Source organism: Methylomicrobium agile (assembly GCF_000733855.1).
GTDB classification, from domain to species: Bacteria; Pseudomonadota; Gammaproteobacteria; order Methylococcales; family Methylomonadaceae; genus Methylomicrobium; species Methylomicrobium agile.
In genome coordinates, this window is the sequence record NZ_JPOJ01000001.1 from 3223879 (window position 1) to 3244176 (window position 20298).

Annotated in this window: 10 protein-coding genes, 4 pseudogenes, 1 CRISPR repeat array and 1 other annotated feature; of the genes and pseudogenes, 3 read left to right on the top strand and 11 right to left on the bottom strand. The window is 55.5% G+C overall.

The genetic code is table 11. The annotated features are described in order from the left end of the window. The first annotated feature begins 56 nt into the window (after positions 1 to 56). Together tnpA (CC94_RS0115130) and CC94_RS0115135 are read left to right on the top strand one after the other, a co-directional pair. The gene (tnpA, locus tag CC94_RS0115130; protein WP_031431457.1) at positions 57 to 488 is read left to right on the top strand and encodes an IS200/IS605 family transposase; all 432 of its coding nucleotides are present in this window, start codon (positions 57 to 59) and stop codon (positions 486 to 488) included. Between the two features lie 104 nt (positions 489 to 592). After that, positions 593 to 892: pseudogene (locus CC94_RS0115135) on the top strand (ATP-binding protein); the annotation flags it as partial. A gap of 183 nt (positions 893 to 1075) precedes the next feature. Here the strand turns inward: CC94_RS0115135 and CC94_RS25540 are convergent. The 5 genes and pseudogenes from CC94_RS25540 to CC94_RS0115165 form a co-directional block, all read right to left on the bottom strand. Continuing rightward, a pseudogene (locus tag CC94_RS25540) lies at positions 1076 to 1763 on the bottom strand (IS3 family transposase); the annotation flags it as partial. A gap of 12 nt (positions 1764 to 1775) precedes the next feature. Beyond that, positions 1776 to 2567 carry an ISAs1 family transposase gene (locus CC94_RS0115145; protein ID WP_281174044.1) on the bottom strand — a complete coding sequence of 264 codons (792 nt, stop codon included), beginning with the start codon at positions 2565 to 2567 and terminating at the stop codon, positions 1776 to 1778. A 9-nt stretch (positions 2568 to 2576) separates the two neighbouring features. Then, positions 2577 to 3805 (bottom strand): IS3 family transposase gene (locus CC94_RS0115150; protein ID WP_157203448.1). Its coding sequence is split into 2 segments (ribosomal slippage): positions 2577 to 3514 and positions 3514 to 3805, totalling 1230 coding nucleotides; the frame shifts between segments, so codons are not numbered across the junction. Next, positions 3405 to 3521 (bottom strand) — a sequence feature (AL1L pseudoknot). It overlaps the preceding gene by 117 nt. Positions 3806 to 3853: 48 nt before the next feature. Next, positions 3854 to 4204 (bottom strand): ISAs1 family transposase, encoded by a 351-nt coding sequence (locus tag CC94_RS0115160; protein ID WP_084675364.1) that lies wholly within the window; start codon positions 4202 to 4204, stop codon positions 3854 to 3856. A 71-nt stretch (positions 4205 to 4275) separates the two neighbouring features. Further along, a pseudogene (locus tag CC94_RS0115165) lies at positions 4276 to 4556 on the bottom strand (IS3 family transposase); the annotation flags it as partial. Between the two features lie 92 nt (positions 4557 to 4648). Here CC94_RS0115165 and tnpA (CC94_RS0115175) point away from each other — a divergent pair. Then, positions 4649 to 5077 carry an IS200/IS605 family transposase gene (gene tnpA / locus CC94_RS0115175; protein ID WP_005371143.1) on the top strand — a complete coding sequence of 143 codons (429 nt, stop codon included), beginning with the start codon at positions 4649 to 4651 and terminating at the stop codon, positions 5075 to 5077. A 79-nt stretch (positions 5078 to 5156) separates the two neighbouring features. Here the strand turns inward: tnpA (CC94_RS0115175) and CC94_RS0115180 are convergent. The 6 genes and pseudogenes from CC94_RS0115180 to mntA form a co-directional block, all read right to left on the bottom strand. Then, positions 5157 to 5360, bottom strand: a pseudogene (locus CC94_RS0115180) (transposase); the annotation flags it as partial. Positions 5361 to 5606: 246 nt separating this feature from the next. Beyond that, positions 5607 to 6719, bottom strand: a complete 1113-nt coding sequence (locus CC94_RS23825; protein ID WP_157203449.1) for a hypothetical protein — start codon at positions 6717 to 6719, stop codon at positions 5607 to 5609. 41 nt (positions 6720 to 6760) lie between these two features. Continuing rightward, positions 6761 to 18197: direct repeats of the CRISPR family, unit length 29 nt; unit sequence CGGTTCATCCCCACACTCGTGGGGAACAC. Positions 18198 to 18282: 85 nt separating this feature from the next. After that, positions 18283 to 18588, bottom strand: coding sequence for a type I-E CRISPR-associated endoribonuclease Cas2e (gene cas2e / locus CC94_RS0115190; RefSeq protein WP_005371153.1), 306 nt, complete (start codon positions 18586 to 18588; stop codon positions 18283 to 18285). Next, on the bottom strand, positions 18569 to 19480 hold the full coding sequence (gene cas1e / locus CC94_RS0115195) for a type I-E CRISPR-associated endonuclease Cas1e (protein ID WP_005371155.1): 912 nt from the start codon (positions 19478 to 19480) through the stop codon (positions 18569 to 18571). Before cas1e ends, cas2e begins: the two co-directional genes overlap by 20 nt. A 19-nt stretch (positions 19481 to 19499) precedes the next feature. Further along, positions 19500 to 19922, bottom strand: a complete 423-nt coding sequence (gene hepT, locus CC94_RS0115200; protein WP_005371157.1) for a type VII toxin-antitoxin system HepT family RNase toxin — start codon at positions 19920 to 19922, stop codon at positions 19500 to 19502. Then, positions 19915 to 20289 (bottom strand): type VII toxin-antitoxin system MntA family adenylyltransferase antitoxin, encoded by a 375-nt coding sequence (gene mntA / locus CC94_RS0115205; protein ID WP_005371158.1) that lies wholly within the window; start codon positions 20287 to 20289, stop codon positions 19915 to 19917. Before mntA ends, hepT begins: the two co-directional genes overlap by 8 nt. Positions 20290 to 20298: the final 9 nt, after the last annotated feature.

A 20298-nucleotide genomic window follows, 5' to 3' on the forward strand; every position in this document is an offset into this window, starting at 1 on the left:
GTCCATCAGGAAACTGACTACCGTGAACCGCCAAGCACACGATAGAGGAGAACCTGATGGACGAGAACGAAAGCTTAAGTCACTCCCGGTGGGAGTGCAAATATCACATTGTATTTATCCCGAAATGTCGGCGACGAACGTTGTATAAGGAGCTGCGCCAGCACTTGGGAGAAGTCTTTAAAAGACTGGCGAGCCAGAAAGAAAGTCGGATCCTTGAAGGGCATTTGATGCCGGATCACGTGCACATGCTGATTGCGATCCCGCCGAAGTACGCAGTGTCGCAAGTGATCGGTTTCATCAAAGGCAAGAGTGCCATCCATCTCGCGCGGGTTTACGGAGAGAAGAAGCGCAATTTTGTAGGCCAGCACTTTTGGGCGCGTGGTTACTTTGTTTCGACGGTAGGTCGAGATGAAACGATGATTCGAGAGTACATAAGGCATCAAGAACAAGAAGACCAGAGAATTGAACAGTTGAGTCTTTGGAGCTGAAGAACTGAAGGCCGCCTTTAGGCGGCTATTAAACTGGGGCCGCGTTAGCGACCCCTCTTACCGCTTTGAGCGGTTCACAACATAAAGCCCCCGGCTTTGCCGGGGGATATTTACAAAAGAAGATCAACCAGTTGCTCAAGTTCGATGTGCTGATCATCGATGAACTGGGGTATCTACCGATGAACAAGCAAGGTCGGCATAACCTGTTTCAGCTCATCCATGCGCTGTATGAATACCGGTCGATCATCCTGACCACCAACAAGGACTTCACCCAGTGGAGCGAATTCTTCCACGATGATAACGTCGCCGTGCCGATCGTCGACCGCATTATCCATCACTCCCACATTTTTATGCTCGGAGGAGAAAGTTACCGACTCAAAACAAAACTGAATCAGCCATCTTAATCCTGGTAAAGTGGCTCAATTTTAATGGCCGAAACTGGCTCAAAATTATTGGCCATTGACAGCCGCATATCCAATGCACGATGGAACGGTTCATCCCCGCGCTCGTGGGGAACACTTTCAACATCCAAGTTTTAGCGAATCAAAGTACGGTTCTGATGTGTCAACACCTTACCGGACACAAAGTTAAGCAGTTTTTAGCTGCAGTTCGTAATCTACGGGCGACATATAACCGTTGGCGGAATGGAGCCGCTCGCGATTGTAAAAGACCTCAATATACTCAAATATCGCCTGTTTAGCCTCAGCTCGGGTTTGATAGGTCTGCTGATGCGCCCGTTCGGTTTTCAAGGTATGGAAGAAGCTTTCCGAAACACTATTATCCCAACAGTTGCCTTTACGGCTCATGCTCTGGCGGATGCCATGCTGTTTTAACAGCGCCCGATGGCTTTCCGACGCATACGGGCTGCCGCGATCGCTGTGCCACAACAGACCTTTATCCGGCTTTGCGCTTCCAGAGAGCCATCAATAGCGCGTCGTTGACCCGCTGAGTGCGCCTATGTTCGGCCATCGACCAACCGAACACCTGCCGAGAGCATAAATCAATGACCACCGCCAGGTACAGCCAGCCTTCCTGCGTGGCGATAGAGGTGATGTCGCCGGCATAAACCCGGTTGGGCTGCATGACCTTGAATTGACGGTCCAATACATTGTCCGCTACCGGTAGATCATGCTGGGAATGCGTGGTCGCTTTGAATTTCCGTTTCGTTTTACACGTTAAGTCCGCCTGGCGCATCAAGCGGCCGATCCGGCGCCGGCTGACGGTTTGCTTCCGCTGAAACAACACCACTTTAAGGCGGCGCGTCCCATAAGTCGCAGGGCAATCGCGCTATGTCCGTTTTTTTCCGAAGATCAGTTCGGCACGGTAACGGTCGCTCAAACAAGCCCGTAGCTTTCGTCGGCGTAGGCTGTCTTTACTGGGTCCGTTGTTATTCAACAGATTCAACGCCGCGCGCCGGATTAACGCCAAGTTTTCCGGCGAATGATCTTTTCGGGCCCGGTTGTCGTCTTCCCTGAACTGCACATCTAATACCCAATGCTGCTGGTTTTCAATGGCCCAATGCTGGCGTACACTCTCGGCAAACCGTTCCAGATCGATGAATGAACACAGATAATACCGGGTTTCGACGGACGTTTTATCGCCGATAATGCGTGTCGATTCCACCCGGCCGACAGCGGCTAAGCCTTTCCATTCCGACTTCTGTTCGAGCCAGTCGATCTGTGCGCTTAAATGGCAGCGGCGAATTTCAATGCGCCCATGGTCTTTATCCACGGTTTCATGCATAGGCAGGTGTCCGGCCGTCGCTTCGGTATCGAGCCAAAGCCTGACGTCGCCGCACAAATCCTTGTGATTGTCCTTCAGTGCCAGTAGGTAATCAGCTTGGGCATCAATAATCGTTTGGGCGATGCGCTTCTGACAGCCCATCGCGTCAATCGAGACCAGCGCACCGGTCATGTCCAGCATCGATAACAGATCGGGAATCGCCGTAATCTCGTTGGTTTTCTCGCCGACCGCCTGTTGCGCCAACACCCAGCGCGCTTTGGCCGCATACGCACTCAGCAAATGTACGGCCTTGTCGCCGACGCGACTTGAACCGCCCCGGGTTTGTCGGAGGCTGATTGTTGTGAGTCATGCCGCGATAGCAGACTCATAAAGTTGTTGATAATACCTTGCCTCGGCTTCAGCGGGAGGCATATTACCAATCGGTCCTAGCAGTCGTTGATGGTTAAACCAATTGACCCAAGTCAAAGTGGCCAGTTCGACGGCTTCGCGGTTTTTCCAGGATTGCCGATGAATGACCTCGGCTTTATATAAGCCATTGATAGTCTCGGCCAGGGCATTGTCATAAGAGTCTCCTACACTGCCGACCGACGCCTCAACACCGGCTTCTGCCAAACGCTCAGTATAACGGATCGACACGTACTGCACGCCGCGGTCACTGTGATGAATCAGACCGCCATCCCTTGCTGGCCGACGATCAGACAAAGCCTGTTCCAAGGCATCCAGGACAAAATCGGTCTGTGCAGAAGCGGAGACTTTCCAGCCGACGATGTAGCGGGCAAAGACATCGACCACGAAAGCGACATACACAAAGCCTTGCCAGGTTTTGACATAGGTAAAATCGGCGACCCATAGCGCATTCGGACGCTCGGCATTGAATTGGCGGTTAACGCGATCCAGCGGACAAACTGCGTTGGAGTTGCTAATGGTGGTTTTGACAGTTTTACCCCGCATAATGCCTTTGAGCCCCAGTTGTCGCATGAGGCGCTCGACCGTGCATCGAGCCAACGAGAAGCCTTCGCGCTGCAACTGACGCCACACTTTACGCGCGCCGTAGGTTTGGAAGTTTTCTTCCCAGACCCGACGAATCTGAAGGCTCAGCGCTTCATCGCGCTGGCTGCGGGCAGAGCGCAGCTCAGGCTTGGCCCGACGTGCCGCATGAAGGTAATAGGTCGACGGGGCAATCGGCAAGACTTTGCAGATCGGCTCGACCCCGTAAACATTGCGATGTTCATCAATAAAGGCTTTCATCGTTTGAATGGGCGGTCGAGCTCCGCCTGGGCAAAATAAGCCGACGCCTTGCGTAGAATCTCGTTGGCCTGCCGCAATTCACGGACTTCCCGTTCCAATGCTTTGATGCGTTCCGATTCACTGCCGGCCGGCTCCTGTGTATCACCGCTGGCTTTTTGTGACTGCCTGATCCAGCGGCGAAGCGTTTCCGCCGTACAACCGAGCTTGCCGGCGATCGACTGAATTGCAGCCCATTCTGAAGTGTATTCGCCCTGATGCTCGCGCACCATGCGAATCGCCCGCTCTTGAATTTCTGGTGAATAGTGCTTGGTGGTTTTCTCTTTCATTGCTCTATCTTCTCATAAAGTTAGAGCCTCCTGAAAACCCGGGGCGGTTCAACTGCCGCGCAACGTCTTGCCGTCCAAACAGATTTGTTCGCCCGACAGACTCGGCAACGCCGCATGAACCCAGCTTAAAAAGGCTTCCTGAAAGGCATTAGGATCAATCCTCCCCAACACATCGCTTAAGGTGTCGTGCGATGGAATACCGTTCGGTAACTCCAGAAACTCACGCAGCCACGCCTCTTTCTCTTCGGCGAATGCTTCCATGCCCACCCAGTCTTCTATGCCACTCAGCACGGCGTATAACACGATCCTTAAAATATCGCTCAGCTTGTGCAACTTGTTTTTCGTCTCGCGGCGTGGATCTTTGAGGTCCTCGAAATACGGCATTGGATTGGGTGGCATCCTTGTTTTCTCTGCAAAGGGCTTATTTTATACGCTTGCTCATGTCAATAGGGAGATAGCGCGATTGCCCTGCCATAAGTCGCCCGACTCTTGGCAAAAGCGGTTTTAATCAGTTCGGTCAATTCAGCATCCTCTTTTTCACCGGCGCTTTCAGGGCGTTGCAGCCAAGCATAGTAAGCGCTCCGGGACACCCTCATAAACCGGCACATCGTCTCCACCGCAAACGCGCTGCTATGCTGTTGGATCCAGGCGTACTTCACCGTTGTTCCCTGGCAAAGTACGCGGCTGCCTTTTTTAATAAATCACGCTCCTCGGTCAGCCGGGCCACCTCTTTCTTCAAGCGCTTTAACTTCGATATAAAAGGTTTAAGCCCCGCCTTTAGGCGGGCAGATTTCATCTGCAGCCCTGCGGAGGTAAGATGAAAGATTTACAGATGGGAGTGGCATGGACTATCGGTATGGCAGCCACACGGTATTTAAAATTGAATACCCTTTTGTTTGGGTGACGAAATATCGCTACCCGGTATTGAAAGGTGACGTCGGGGAACGCGTCCGGGAGTGGGTGCGGCAGACCTGCGAAGCCTTTGAGATACGGATTGTGAAAGGGGTGGTTAGCAAGGATCACGTGCATATTCTGGTTTCCGCGCCGCCGGAACTGGCGCCCAGCGAAATCATGAGGCGAATCAAGGGGAGGTCGGCCAGCCAGTTGTTCGAGGAGTTTCCTGCGTTGAAGAAGCGGTACTGGGGGCGGCATTTCTGGGCGCGGGGGTATTTTTGTGCCACGGTGGGAGAGATGACCGAAGAGATGATCAAAGAATATCTAGAGCATCATTTTGAGTCGGATCCAGCTACCGAATTTAAAGTTGAACCGTAGACGCGTCGTTAAACCGACGCGTATCCCGGACTTTCAGTCCGTAACCCAAACCCACCGGCTTTTAGCCGGTGGTTGTTTAGTCATCGTAAAGATGCTGGTCGGTGCGGATAGCTTTATCCTGATCAGTCGGCCGACTGTATTTGCTGATCCAGGTATGCAGGGTATTTATATTAATGCCAAGGTCTTTGGCGGTCTGCGCGATCGATTGATCGGATTCATTCGCCAGCTTCACGGCCGATTCTCTAAATTCCGCAGTATAGGTTTTGGGTTTTTCTTGACTCATAGGGGACTCACTTTTTTCGATATATTTTAAAAAGTGTGTCCGGTTTAGTGTAGCCATATCAGTTTATCCCCACGCTCGTGGGGAACACATCATGGGGTACCCGTATCGCCCACCATAAGTCGGTTCATCCCCACGCTCGTGTGGAACACGCGGGCCACGGCGTTGTAGATTTTCCGCTCGGCGGTTCATCCCCACGCTCGTGGGGAACACGACGGCCTATCCGCCTACGGTTTTGGCGGCAACGGTTCATCCCCACACTCGTGGGGAACACGATTTCAACAACCCGTAGGAGCGGCCGAATATCTTTTCCAAGCCGGTATCGGTCGCACGACCGACAAAGGCTCGATTCCCCAGATTAGCGTTGGTATCCGAGCCGCGCGCCCTGGGCGCATAATTCAAATAGTCGCTACGTTCCAGGTCTTTGGCGATGGTATTCAGGCGGCTTAGCCCCTCATTGTCCAATAGGCCGCGCAATAAGCCGGCATTCGCGGGGTCTTTGATCGATTTGAGCACTTGCCCCCGATTGAATACCGGGTTGCCCAGAATGTCGGTCGCGCCGTTTTGCGTCACATTGCTCAGCCAATGATCTTTAATCGCGCCCGCAAGGTTTTGCCGTTGCGCGGGATCGCGCGCCAATGTCAGCAGGCCACTGACATCTTGCTGTTTGTTTGGGCTTTGCAGCAGTGACTTGACTGACCGATCCGGGTCTTTTTCGGCCAAAAAATGCCGGGCGCCGCCGCTGTCGAGCACGCCGGCTGTTTTCGATGCGGAATTCTGCATCTTGAGCGCCGTGGTGATTCTCTCATTCAGCTCCGGAAACTGTCTCAGTACAGGCTGATGCGCCTGCTGCCACTTTAACCACTCCTGCTGCCACTTCGCCTTCAAGTCGCCGCTCGGCGTGTAAATGCGGTTTCGCAGTTGCGTCGACAAATAGTCTTCGGCCGCGCGCAAGGCTTGCGGCTTGTTCTGCATCGACTTCAAAAATTGCGCAACGTCGGCAGGGGAGCCGTTCAGGAAGTTTTCCGGGACGCGCGCATCTTCCAGCAGCGGCGCCTTGTTTGAATCGCTTTTGAGCATGCGCCGTGAGGCGCCGGCCTCGAAGATATCGCCCTGTTGGCGTCGTGCGGCAACCGCTTGGCGATACAATTCCGCCTGCTTGTCGGTAAACTCGGTTTGTGATATGGTCTGTCTGTAGGCGTTGTTCTGGCCCGAGACTGCGTTAGGGGGCAACGGCTGATGGGACGGCGCCCCATCCCAGAGCAGCGTCTTCGTTTTTAAATAGTTTTCGCGCGTTTTAAATCCAGAATTTACGGTGTGAAAGACGCCGTCATTGCCCACCACGCCTTCCATATACATCAATTTGTTGCTTCCGTTCTGCTTGACTAGGGCGATGGTGCCATCGGTTCATCCCCACACTCGTGGGGAACACGCGTGGATTCGTTTGTTGTTTTGAAACAATGCCGGTTCATCCCCACACTCGTGGGGAACACTTCATCGCGGAACGGAAGGCGGCCGAAATTGACGGTTCATCCCCACACTCGTGGGGAACACCACAGCATCTTGACTCTCAAACAGGTAGGCCGCGGTTCATCCCCACACTCGTGGGGAACACTATGGGATCGACGGTGACTTGCTCGAAGACTGCGGTTCATCCCCACACTCGTGGGGAACACTCCGGAAAATGGCAATCAACTGTTTGCAACAACGGTTCATCCCCACACTCGTGGGGAACACGGGCCAATCCCAATATTGCGGTTTTCGTCGCGCGGTTCATCCCCACACTCGTGGGGAACACTTCGCGTTATCGCGCCAATTTAACGCTATGATCGGTTCATCCCCACACTCGTGGGGAACACTCCTGGAACAGGCCTTTCAGCGCGTCGACCAACGGTTCATCCCCACACTCGTGGGGAACACCTGATCAGGAGACATAGCGCCAGGACCCATATCGGTTCATCCCCACACTCGTGGGGAACACGTAATCGTTGGCACTGACGGTTGCTGCAAGGACGGTTCATCCCCACACTCGTGGGGAACACCAGGCCAGTGTGGTTTTGGAACGCATCCACGGCGGTTCATCCCCACACTCGTGGGGAACACATCATGCGTTACGCCATCATGCGGAAGATACACGGTTCATCCCCACACTCGTGGGGAACACTCATGAAATCGAAGCAGATGATGTCGGCAGACCGGTTCATCCCCACACTCGTGGGGAACACCTTCGGCTATCGCTTGGGCATCGATCGGTACGCGGTTCATCCCCACACTCGTGGGGAACACTTGTAACCCGACACAATGACGTAGCTATTCAGCGGTTCATCCCCACACTCGTGGGGAACACTTCAAGTTTGATGGCGACGCGTTCGACGAACGCGGTTCATCCCCACACTCGTGGGGAACACTCTACGAGCGTGAGTACCTGGCCAAGCATACTCGGTTCATCCCCACACTCGTGGGGAACACCAAGCCTTCCGGTTATTACCGCTGGTCAAGACCGGTTCATCCCCACACTCGTGGGGAACACTCCGGAAACGTACACCCGGGTGATCCGGACGACGGTTCATCCCCACACTCGTGGGGAACACGTCGATGTCCCGGCCGTCTACACCGAGACCGTCGGTTCATCCCCACACTCGTGGGGAACACTTCGCCTTACGGCAAGACCAGCCTGGCACCTACGGTTCATCCCCACACTCGTGGGGAACACGCGAGCTTGCCGCGCGGAATGTCGATCACCAGCGGTTCATCCCCACACTCGTGGGGAACACGAACTCGAAATGAGCGAAGCGCAGGAGACACGCGGTTCATCCCCACACTCGTGGGGAACACATCTATAGCGTCTCGGTCAGAATAGAGGCGGCCGGTTCATCCCCACACTCGTGGGGAACACCGACGGGGAGTTCTGCCTAGCGTCGTTGACAACGGTTCATCCCCACACTCGTGGGGAACACTCCGGTATAAAGGAGCGGCTTAATCAAATAGCCGGTTCATCCCCACACTCGTGGGGAACACTCCGCGCATCCCGATGTGTACCTGTACGCGGCCGGTTCATCCCCACACTCGTGGGGAACACTTTCTCTCCCAAACCAATCTATGCATATACTGCGGTTCATCCCCACACTCGTGGGGAACACTCGCCAACAGGGCGGCCAAGCTCGCTGAACAACGGTTCATCCCCACACTCGTGGGGAACACGCGTCGATGCGCTAAAAAAAGAATGCGACTGCCGGTTCATCCCCACACTCGTGGGGAACACCCCGCCGAGCCGATTGAACGCTGATTGCAGAGCGGTTCATCCCCACACTCGTGGGGAACACGGTGAACGCGCCTGTTGGTCCGATATACGGGGCGGTTCATCCCCACACTCGTGGGGAACACCCCAACAAGCCAAAGCGGAAGGGCTACCTGGCCGGTTCATCCCCACACTCGTGGGGAACACCTCAGAGCCTTCCTCTCTGATTGTCGGGATAACGGTTCATCCCCACACTCGTGGGGAACACGGCCTTGGCGCTTTGCTCCCTCGACCAAAGGCGGTTCATCCCCACACTCGTGGGGAACACCTCAGTGCCTCGCGAGTGACCATATCGACGACCGGTTCATCCCCACACTCGTGGGGAACACCTCGTCGAACGCGGCGTGCCTGCGTACGAAATCGGTTCATCCCCACACTCGTGGGGAACACTGGTGCCGCAGGGGGTGGAATGACCGAATTTACGGTTCATCCCCACACTCGTGGGGAACACCTCAGGGTTCCACGTTATCCAGATCTCAGAGCCGGTTCATCCCCACACTCGTGGGGAACACGTCATCATTGCCGTTTACGATGTCGGCGCAAGCGGTTCATCCCCACACTCGTGGGGAACACGCCAGAATCAGAAGAGAATATTGAAATGTCACCGGTTCATCCCCACACTCGTGGGGAACACCATTTGCTGAAACTGCTGTTGCAACTGCTGTACGGTTCATCCCCACACTCGTGGGGAACACCACAATGAACGTGGTCGCCGCGTCGGTGATCACGGTTCATCCCCACACTCGTGGGGAACACTCCGCCACACCGGAGCGACTGGACGGCAAAGGCGGTTCATCCCCACACTCGTGGGGAACACACCGATTCCAACTGAACGTAGCGGTTACCGTCCGGTTCATCCCCACACTCGTGGGGAACACTTCACTTCCTGGATCGCCATGTCGAAACCTGCCGGTTCATCCCCACACTCGTGGGGAACACACGACCGAGAAACCGCCATCGAGTAATCGCTGCGGTTCATCCCCACACTCGTGGGGAACACCTGTACCGACAGCAGCCGGTTCAAGTCGGCCTCGGTTCATCCCCACACTCGTGGGGAACACGGCGAGCCCGAATACTGGACGGTAGACGGCGCGGGTTCATCCCCACACTCGTGGGGAACACGAGGGCGACGGATGGAACGCCGAACTTTGGGTCGGTTCATCCCCACACTCGTGGGGAACACTAGCGCTCATTGCGGCCGCATCAGGCGCATGGCGGTTCATCCCCACACTCGTGGGGAACACATCGCCATATCGGCTTTCTTCTTCAGCAAGCCCGGTTCATCCCCACACTCGTGGGGAACACGTTTTTATCATGTCGTTCTCAGTTGGCGAATTCGGTTCATCCCCACACTCGTGGGGAACACGCTCCATTGCTAGCAAAAGCGTTGCCGTCGAATGGTTCATCCCCACACTCGTGGGGAACACGTATTGCCGCCATCCGCTGCGCGTAACGTTCCTTGGTTCATCCCCACACTCGTGGGGAACACTGGCAATATCGCCACAAGACATGTTTAGGTCGCGGTTCATCCCCACACTCGTGGGGAACACGATTAGAGTCACTCGCTATCGCTTTATACCGATGGTTCATCCCCACACTCGTGGGGAACACTTACGCCCTCTTTTTCGTCCCCGATTTCTCCTCGGTTCATCCCCACACTCGTGGGGAACACTCTCCCCCAGGCATTACCGCGCCACGCTCGTACGGTTCATCCCCACACTCGTGGGGAACACATTTGGTTCTGTAGGCCGTTAACCATGTTGTTCGGTTCATCCCCACACTCGTGGGGAACACTTTTATGCCTCGACCCCGGAATACGCGGCGATCGGTTCATCCCCACACTCGTGGGGAACACTGCGGCGCGGTTGTCCTTCTCAGCGTCGGATGCGGTTCATCCCCACACTCGTGGGGAACACGTCCTTCTCAGCGTCGGATGCTGCCTTGAACGCGGTTCATCCCCACACTCGTGGGGAACACACCAAAGCTGATTCCAGCGACTGGAACAGCGCCGGTTCATCCCCACACTCGTGGGGAACACCTTTGTTTTGTGTCGGCGCTTTTGTACTTGCGCGGTTCATCCCCACACTCGTGGGGAACACCACGGACACCTCGGGAACGAAGAAGCGGATACCGGTTCATCCCCACACTCGTGGGGAACACCTCCTCGTACCGAAAGGGGGAGAAGACCGTGGCGGTTCATCCCCACACTCGTGGGGAACACGAGGCGATATTGAAGGTGGTCAGGTCCAGGGTCGGTTCATCCCCACACTCGTGGGGAACACTCCGCCGAAGCCATGCTGGAGGCCGGGAAGCGCGGTTCATCCCCACACTCGTGGGGAACACGATGGTTTGGGCGATTTCGGCGCGCCGATTGGCGGTTCATCCCCACACTCGTGGGGAACACGCAGGCAGACTGTTTGCCTGCGGCGCGTCAGGCGGTTCATCCCCACACTCGTGGGGAACACAGCGAATTCGGCGTCTGTCATTTGCGTGGGGTCGGTTCATCCCCACACTCGTGGGGAACACTGCGGTTGATGATCGAGATCAGGGCCTTGGCGCGGTTCATCCCCACACTCGTGGGGAACACACGGACTCGGGTTTACGCAAAACTGCTGAAGTCGGTTCATCCCCACACTCGTGGGGAACACTATCAGCGACGCTTGCAGGGATTGCGCGTTCACGGTTCATCCCCACACTCGTGGGGAACACTAATAGGTTTCATCAAGCTCAATCCCCACGAACGGTTCATCCCCACACTCGTGGGGAACACTCGGTGATCCGCGTGAGGTATGGTGCGAAGTGCGGTTCATCCCCACACTCGTGGGGAACACAGCCCAAGCATCGTAAACATTTCCTGCTCTGCCGGTTCATCCCCACACTCGTGGGGAACACAAAGATCTGGCCATTCAGGCGGTTCCCAACCCCGGTTCATCCCCACACTCGTGGGGAACACCCAGCATCGATATACCGGAAGACAAGCGCGCCTGGTTCATCCCCACACTCGTGGGGAACACGTTTTCCTTCCTCGTTCGGATTCGATATATCGCGGTTCATCCCCACACTCGTGGGGAACACGATGAAATCCGACTCGATGCCGGACACCAGGGCGGTTCATCCCCACACTCGTGGGGAACACTTGATTGGGGAGTCTGACGCGCAGCGAATCGCCGGTTCATCCCCACACTCGTGGGGAACACTCCGCGCATCCCGATGTGTACCTGTACGCGGCCGGTTCATCCCCACACTCGTGGGGAACACCCGGTAATCTCACAGCGCCCGGTCGTCGCAAGCGGTTCATCCCCACACTCGTGGGGAACACGGCGCAGTTCATCGCCGGCCTGTTTGATCCGGCGGTTCATCCCCACACTCGTGGGGAACACCGCGACGGTCTTGCCGTCTTTGCGCAGGTCTTCGGTTCATCCCCACACTCGTGGGGAACACTCAAGCTAGCGTTATACGTCATGGCCCATTGCCGGTTCATCCCCACACTCGTGGGGAACACGGAATACCAGCGTTATCTGGCGGCCGTGCAAAAGGTTCATCCCCACACTCGTGGGGAACACCGCAAATGTTGTAGTAAAAGTCATGAAAAGACCGGTTCATCCCCACACTCGTGGGGAACACAGCCGCCGTTTCAGCAAGGTGTCCGCCTCGTTCGGTTCATCCCCACACTCGTGGGGAACACAACGAGAGCCGAAATCGGGTAATGTCCTGTTTCGGTTCATCCCCACACTCGTGGGGAACACACCTATACCTACACCCTGACCGACTACGACGCCGGTTCATCCCCACACTCGTGGGGAACACAAGAAAGTACGCGCGCCAATGGCAAGCGTACGCGGTTCATCCCCACACTCGTGGGGAACACGTCATTTAGGATGCCTAATTAGCGTTAGGTTTCGGTTCATCCCCACACTCGTGGGGAACACGTCACGCAGCCACACGACCAGACCATCGTAGTCGGTTCATCCCCACACTCGTGGGGAACACACCTTCGATCCAGTGGACCGTGACCGTACACCCGGTTCATCCCCACACTCGTGGGGAACACACCCTGCTCGTCGAAATTGCCGACGGTCATGCCGGTTCATCCCCACACTCGTGGGGAACACGTATCGGACTCGCGCTGACGCGCTAGAATTGCCGGTTCATCCCCACACTCGTGGGGAACACGTCGAGCAGGGCAACAATCTGGTGGAGACCCACGGTTCATCCCCACACTCGTGGGGAACACTACACTTGCCGGGCCGTCCGCGTCCTGAGCGACGGTTCATCCCCACACTCGTGGGGAACACCTGATCTGCGCGAGGTTGCCGGCGCCGCCGGCCGGTTCATCCCCACACTCGTGGGGAACACGCGATCAACGATGCCTTTGGTCAACGGGTCGCCGGTTCATCCCCACACTCGTGGGGAACACCAGGTCGACGGCCGGATCTACCGCAACTACGCCGGTTCATCCCCACACTCGTGGGGAACACACCGACGCTACATCTGCCGCTCTGTTAGATGCCGGTTCATCCCCACACTCGTGGGGAACACTCGAGCCGTTGCTCGAACTGGCGCACCAAGAGCGGTTCATCCCCACACTCGTGGGGAACACGCTTCCAGCTCGGCCATGAATTGTTCGATGGTCGGTTCATCCCCACACTCGTGGGGAACACTCGCCGTCGCTGAACGAGGGCGATTTCAAGCCCGGTTCATCCCCACACTCGTGGGGAACACCTCGGCGATATCACGGCCTGTGCCGTAGTTGCCGGTTCATCCCCACACTCGTGGGGAACACCTCCGCAATATGGAGCGAATCTATGACGCCCTCGGTTCATCCCCACACTCGTGGGGAACACCGAACCTAGCCCGCGCCCAGGTGGAGCCGGAACGGTTCATCCCCACACTCGTGGGGAACACGACCTGGGGCAATTGATTCACGATGCAAAAGCCGGTTCATCCCCACACTCGTGGGGAACACAGTTCAATAATCCTGGTAAATATTTTGTTTCCCGGTTCATCCCCACACTCGTGGGGAACACTCTTCGATGTTCGAGCTTTGAAGCAATAGTTGCGGTTCATCCCCACACTCGTGGGGAACACGTGCTATAACAAAATCGGCTTTGTTGTTTACTCGGTTCATCCCCACACTCGTGGGGAACACTCAGATGCGAGCGGAACGGACTAAACAGTAATCGGTTCATCCCCACACTCGTGGGGAACACTTGTATGGAGTTAGCCCCACCAACAAATGGTTCGGTTCATCCCCACACTCGTGGGGAACACTTCTCAGTATCGGTTAGTGCTGATTTTAGTATCGGTTCATCCCCACACTCGTGGGGAACACCGAAAAGCGATATTTAATACCTATTATCCGGGCGGTTCATCCCCACACTCGTGGGGAACACTCAACAGCTTTATGAGCTGTGCCGTAATCTGGCGGTTCATCCCCACACTCGTGGGGAACACTTGATTGCTCATGGTATTGGGGTTTTGGTTATCGGTTCATCCCCACACTCGTGGGGAACACGTCATACGACTAGGAACCCAGATATAGATTTACGGTTCATCCCCACACTCGTGGGGAACACGTATCCTTTGGTTAGCTTTAAACGAGTTGACCAGGTTCATCCCCACACTCGTGGGGAACACTGATTAATCTATTTAGCTATTAAATCCCATAACGGTTCATCCCCACACTCGTGGGGAACACTCAAAACTAGGTTTAGATAAATAAATTCCTGCCGGTTCATCCCCACACTCGTGGGGAACACGCGGCAGGTAAAACTGGTAGTGCCTCTTTAATCGGTTCATCCCCACACTCGTGGGGAACACTCTGCAGCTCGTCATCAATACGGCGGCGGGCGCGGTTCATCCCCACACTCGTGGGGAACACTTGTTCGTACTTGCCTTGCCAGTCGCGCGCTTCGGTTCATCCCCACACTCGTGGGGAACACGATCGCGGTTTCGAGGGCGGGGCGGATCGCGGCGGTTCATCCCCACACTCGTGGGGAACACATTTGGCTGAATGGCTCATCTGAACGTCTGAGCGGTTCATCCCCACACTCGTGGGGAACACTGCTTAATCAAGATTAAGCCATAGCGATTTTGCGGTTCATCCCCACACTCGTGGGGAACACCCCGGCAAAATCTATACCAACTACTAGCTAGTCGGTTCATCCCCACACTCGTGGGGAACACATCGTTGAAAACATGGAAGCTGGTTTCAAAGACGGTTCATCCCCACACTCGTGGGGAACACTTCCCAGTGCCTGAAGTCATTGGGTACAATATCGGTTCATCCCCACACTCGTGGGGAACACACCGTGGACGGTGAAAAACGAACTAAAGCGGACGGTTCATCCCCACACTCGTGGGGAACACGTACCAGAAACAGTATCATTTGGTGGTAAGACCGGTTCATCCCCACACTCGTGGGGAACACGTTCTAATGTGAAGATGCTGCGGTTGCTTTTGCGGTTCATCCCCACACTCGTGGGGAACACGGTTGATTATTTTAGTATTTTTAAAATAAATCCGGTTCATCCCCACACTCGTGGGGAACACTCTTCAATGTTTGAACTTGAATGGGATAGTTGCGGTTCATCCCCACACTCGTGGGGAACACGGTTGATTATTTTAGTATTTTTAAAATAAACCCGGTTCATCCCCACACTCGTGGGGAACACGACGGCGGCGGATATACTAGCAGAACACATACCGGTTCATCCCCACACTCGTGGGGAACACTGCAGCTCAATTTAATAAAGGACAGGGGAAAACGGTTCATCCCCACACTCGTGGGGAACACTATTAGTTCTAATCCACGCATTAACCGATAAACGGTTCATCCCCACACTCGTGGGGAACACGGCTTAGATGTAAACCTTAAGCCCTTTTTATCCGGTTCATCCCCACACTCGTGGGGAACACGCTTGCCTGAGTGTAAATACTACCACGCCGGCCGGTTCATCCCCACACTCGTGGGGAACACCCTAATAGTTTAAGTAGACGGTCTATCTCAGCCGGTTCATCCCCACACTCGTGGGGAACACGAGACTAGCTGAATTAATCAAGATTAATCAAGCGGTTCATCCCCACACTCGTGGGGAACACGAATACAAAATGACTATTAACAAAAACACCGTCGGTTCATCCCCACACTCGTGGGGAACACCTGATCGGCTCTGTCGGCTGGGTCCATGCGTACGGTTCATCCCCACACTCGTGGGGAACACACCGAAAAGCGAAATATGCATATGTATGATGCCGGTTCATCCCCACACTCGTGGGGAACACTTCAGATAAGCCGCAAGTTCTGCGGGATTCATCGGTTCATCCCCACACTCGTGGGGAACACGTAACTCTGATAGCTCTGATAACTTACCATAACGGTTCATCCCCACACTCGTGGGGAACACATGCGACCATCGGCGGAAATGTCCGGGTAATCCGGTTCATCCCCACACTCGTGGGGAACACCTTTTCGGTCGTATCTAATTCAACGTCGATTACGGTTCATCCCCACACTCGTGGGGAACACGACCCGATAAGTGAAAGGCGCACCGACCAAAACGGTTCATCCCCACACTCGTGGGGAACACACGACGTGTTGTTGGTAATTGCCTTTCGGAATCGGTTCATCCCCACACTCGTGGGGAACACTCAAGCGTGCGATATTTAACACGGCCCAAAAGCGGTTCATCCCCACACTCGTGGGGAACACATTGCCTACGGCACCAGAATCAGCGGTGCGTACGGTTCATCCCCACACTCGTGGGGAACACCCTAAAAGCTGCGTCGTGTATGCGCTGTAAATCGGTTCATCCCCACACTCGTGGGGAACACCAGGTAGACCGTGGCGTCGTCTTCCGAGCGCACGGTTCATCCCCACACTCGTGGGGAACACTCGACAAGCGATTTCGTCGTATGCGAAGTCAACGGTTCATCCCCACACTCGTGGGGAACACTGCTGAAAAGGGCGCGGTACAAGCCGCGCTGACGGTTCATCCCCACACTCGTGGGGAACACGCGGGAACGGTTCGGATAACCTGCGCCATTAGCGGTTCATCCCCACACTCGTGGGGAACACCGGCACGCTATATATGCTCTGCGAGAATAGCTCGGTTCATCCCCACACTCGTGGGGAACACCTAACGCCGAACTAAGGCGCGCCGCCGACGAACGGTTCATCCCCACACTCGTGGGGAACACTTGCCGACCCGCTCGTACAAACTCAGGTACTCCGGTTCATCCCCACACTCGTGGGGAACACGCGATTAATCTTGTCGTCGCCGACGTTCGCAACGGTTCATCCCCACACTCGTGGGGAACACATCTTCCAACTGACCCTGCCTGAGTTGGAGCGCGGTTCATCCCCACACTCGTGGGGAACACTTATTTAGTCTCCGCTGGTTCGTTTTTTTTGGCGGTTCATCCCCACACTCGTGGGGAACACTCGACGATTTGTGCGGTCAGTTGCGCGATCAGCGGTTCATCCCCACACTCGTGGGGAACACTTGCAGGCGCAGGTTGCAGGTTTCGTCCATGGCGGTTCATCCCCACACTCGTGGGGAACACCGCGGCGCGTGGCACAAGATCAGTCGGCATGTCGGTTCATCCCCACACTCGTGGGGAACACTCGGCTTTACCGAACGTTTCGAAGGCATGGTGCGGTTCATCCCCACACTCGTGGGGAACACAATCTGCGGACAAGCCTTAACAGAACGCGGGGCGGTTCATCCCCACACTCGTGGGGAACACTTTCATGCAGACTTCGCGCCGTGCGCCCGCGCGCGGTTCATCCCCACACTCGTGGGGAACACACAACAATCTCGTTCGGGTAGTTGTCGCCGTTCGGTTCATCCCCACACTCGTGGGGAACACACCCTTGTCGGGATCGACGATAAACGTGCCGGCGGTTCATCCCCACACTCGTGGGGAACACCAACTGCTCAACGGTGTGCCGTCGATCCACCGCGGTTCATCCCCACACTCGTGGGGAACACCTCGTCGGCGGGTTTGAGGATGTCGATGAATGCGGTTCATCCCCACACTCGTGGGGAACACGGCACTATCCGATAACAAGCGGCTTTACGACATGGTTCATCCCCACACTCGTGGGGAACACGCCGCCGATCATACTCTCCAACGCTGGATAATCGGTTCATCCCCACACTCGTGGGGAACACGCGGTTTGATCGCCGACCCGTTTGTTGGCGGCCGGTTCATCCCCACACTCGTGGGGAACACTAGCACTAAGTAGAAAAAGCCGCTCAAAACGGCGGTTCATCCCCACACTCGTGGGGAACACTAACAGGATCAGCGCCAAAGTGACCAATGAGACGGTTCATCCCCACACTCGTGGGGAACACTCCATCATCGCGACGCCGTCGCTGTCCGAAAACGGTTCATCCCCACACTCGTGGGGAACACTAGACTGTATATTCTGTTAGATACACAGATATCGGTTCATCCCCACACTCGTGGGGAACACTTGAGCGTTATATTGGTCTCGCTTGTCTCTGACGGTTCATCCCCACACTCGTGGGGAACACACTTATCCTAACACATTGTTAGACAAGCGAAATAATCGCCTCAAAATTTCCACCGATTCTTTGCCGGTTTTTTAACGTTAAATTGTTAAAGAGCATTCTGATCGTTCGGGTCTTCCTCGGGATAAAACGAAACCAGTTTCAAGCCGTCCAACTCGACCGGCAGGCGGCGGTTTTTGCCCAGGGTGATGAAGTCGAAACCGGGTTCGGTATTGGTGGTCCAGACCATGACCGCGTTGCCGTCTTCGATGCCATTCTCGATTTGTACCCAGATCATTTCCCTGACTTTGACCGACAAATCGCCTACATAAACCCCGGCACGAATCTCGATCAGCCAGACGGCAAGGCGCCCCCGCAACCGGGGCGGGACGTTTTCAACTACGATGACCAACATCGCCGATGCTCTCGGGATTGGGGATGGCGGGGAGTACGGACTCTTCGGCGGGCTTGGGAATTTCCAAGTCGCCGGCGGCCAGTACGTCTTCGATGGTGGGAATGATTTTTCTCAGGATTTTGCTTTGCCGGAAAATATCGCGGCACATCAGCCGGACTTCGCGTTCCGGATCGCGGTAATTCTTCGCAGCGATTTTGAAGGCGTGCGGAATGATCTCGTCGAATTTGAACAGGTCGGCGATGTCATACACGAAAGACAACGGCTTGCCGGTATGAATGAAACCGATCGCCGGTGCGTAGCCGGCCGCCAGCACGGCCGCTTCGCAGATACCGTAGAGGCAGGCGGTAGCCGAGCTGACGCAGCGGTTGGCCATATCGCTGTTGTCCCATTCCGTCGGATCGTAGCGGCGGCCTTTCCAAGTGACGCCGGCCTGCTTGGCCAGCAGTTCGTAGGTTTTTTTTACGCGGGCGCCTTCGATGCCGCGCAATTGTTCTACGCTGCGGCGTTCGGGCGGTTTTTCGCCGAAGCGGATCTCGTACATCTTGCGCACGACCTTCAAGCGGGCGGCATCGTCCAGCGCCAGTTTGGCCTGATACAGCAAGCGGTCGGAACGCGCGCCGCCCGGCTGTCCCGAAGCATAGACCCGGACGCCCGCTTCGCCGACCCAGACCAGCAATGTGCCGGCTCTGGCGGCTAGCGCTGCGGCATGATGGGAAACGCGGGTGCCCGGTTCCAGCATGATGCAGGCGATGCTGCCGACCGGAATGTGAGTGCGGATGCCGGTTTCGTCGATCACGACAAAGGCGCCGTCTTTCACGTCGATCTGGCCTTTTTCGATGAAGACCATCGACACGCGTTCTTTCATCGCGATGGGTTTGAGTGGTGGGAGCATGAAAGATTTCCTTGTTCGATTAACGTTGAGTCGTGCATTGCCGTTTAACCTTCAAAATGAAGTCGATCAGAAAATCGTACGATCGCTCAGCCAAAACTGTCCGTAACAAGTCGGCGTCGATGGCCGGATAATCGGGCACCAAAGCATTGCGCATCCCTACAATTTTGCGCCATTGCTTCAGTTCATCCAGCGAAAGCTTTTGCAATTCGGCCAATTTGGCAAAGCTCTCGTATGCGTCCAACGGCAGGTTAAGATGTTCGGCCTTTAACCAAAATTTTGCCGTGCCGATACAGGCTCCTATCAATATCTGCAAAGCCCGTTCGGCGGCACGGCGTTCAATTCGGCTGAATGGGCGCTCTGCGGCGATAACAGACAAGCCATCAAGGTCTTCCCGGCGCTCCCGGCTATGTTGTTCGATCGAGTCGAGATAGGCTTCAGGCATAATCGAGTTCCATGCGGCTATGAATGCGGAGCGTTTCCTGCCAAAGCCGGTTTTCATCCCGGCAAAAAATGACCGTATCGGCCTGAATGATTTCAAACGCCAAAGGAATCGGCGCCTGATTGATGTCCACAATGGACAACTGAAAATCATGCAGACCTAAAGCCCGTTGCCAGTCCAGCGCGAGACACTCGGGCCGTAGCCGCTTTTCGATCGGATCGTCTTTGATGAAGCGGTTGAATGCTACGGCTAGATCGTAATCGCTGGACGCATGGGCATTGCCTTTCGCGCGCGAACCGTAGAGCCAGACGACCGCAATGTCGGAATCGTTATCGGCTAGCTCGGCGATTTTTTGCAGCAGTTCAGACATGGCATGCGT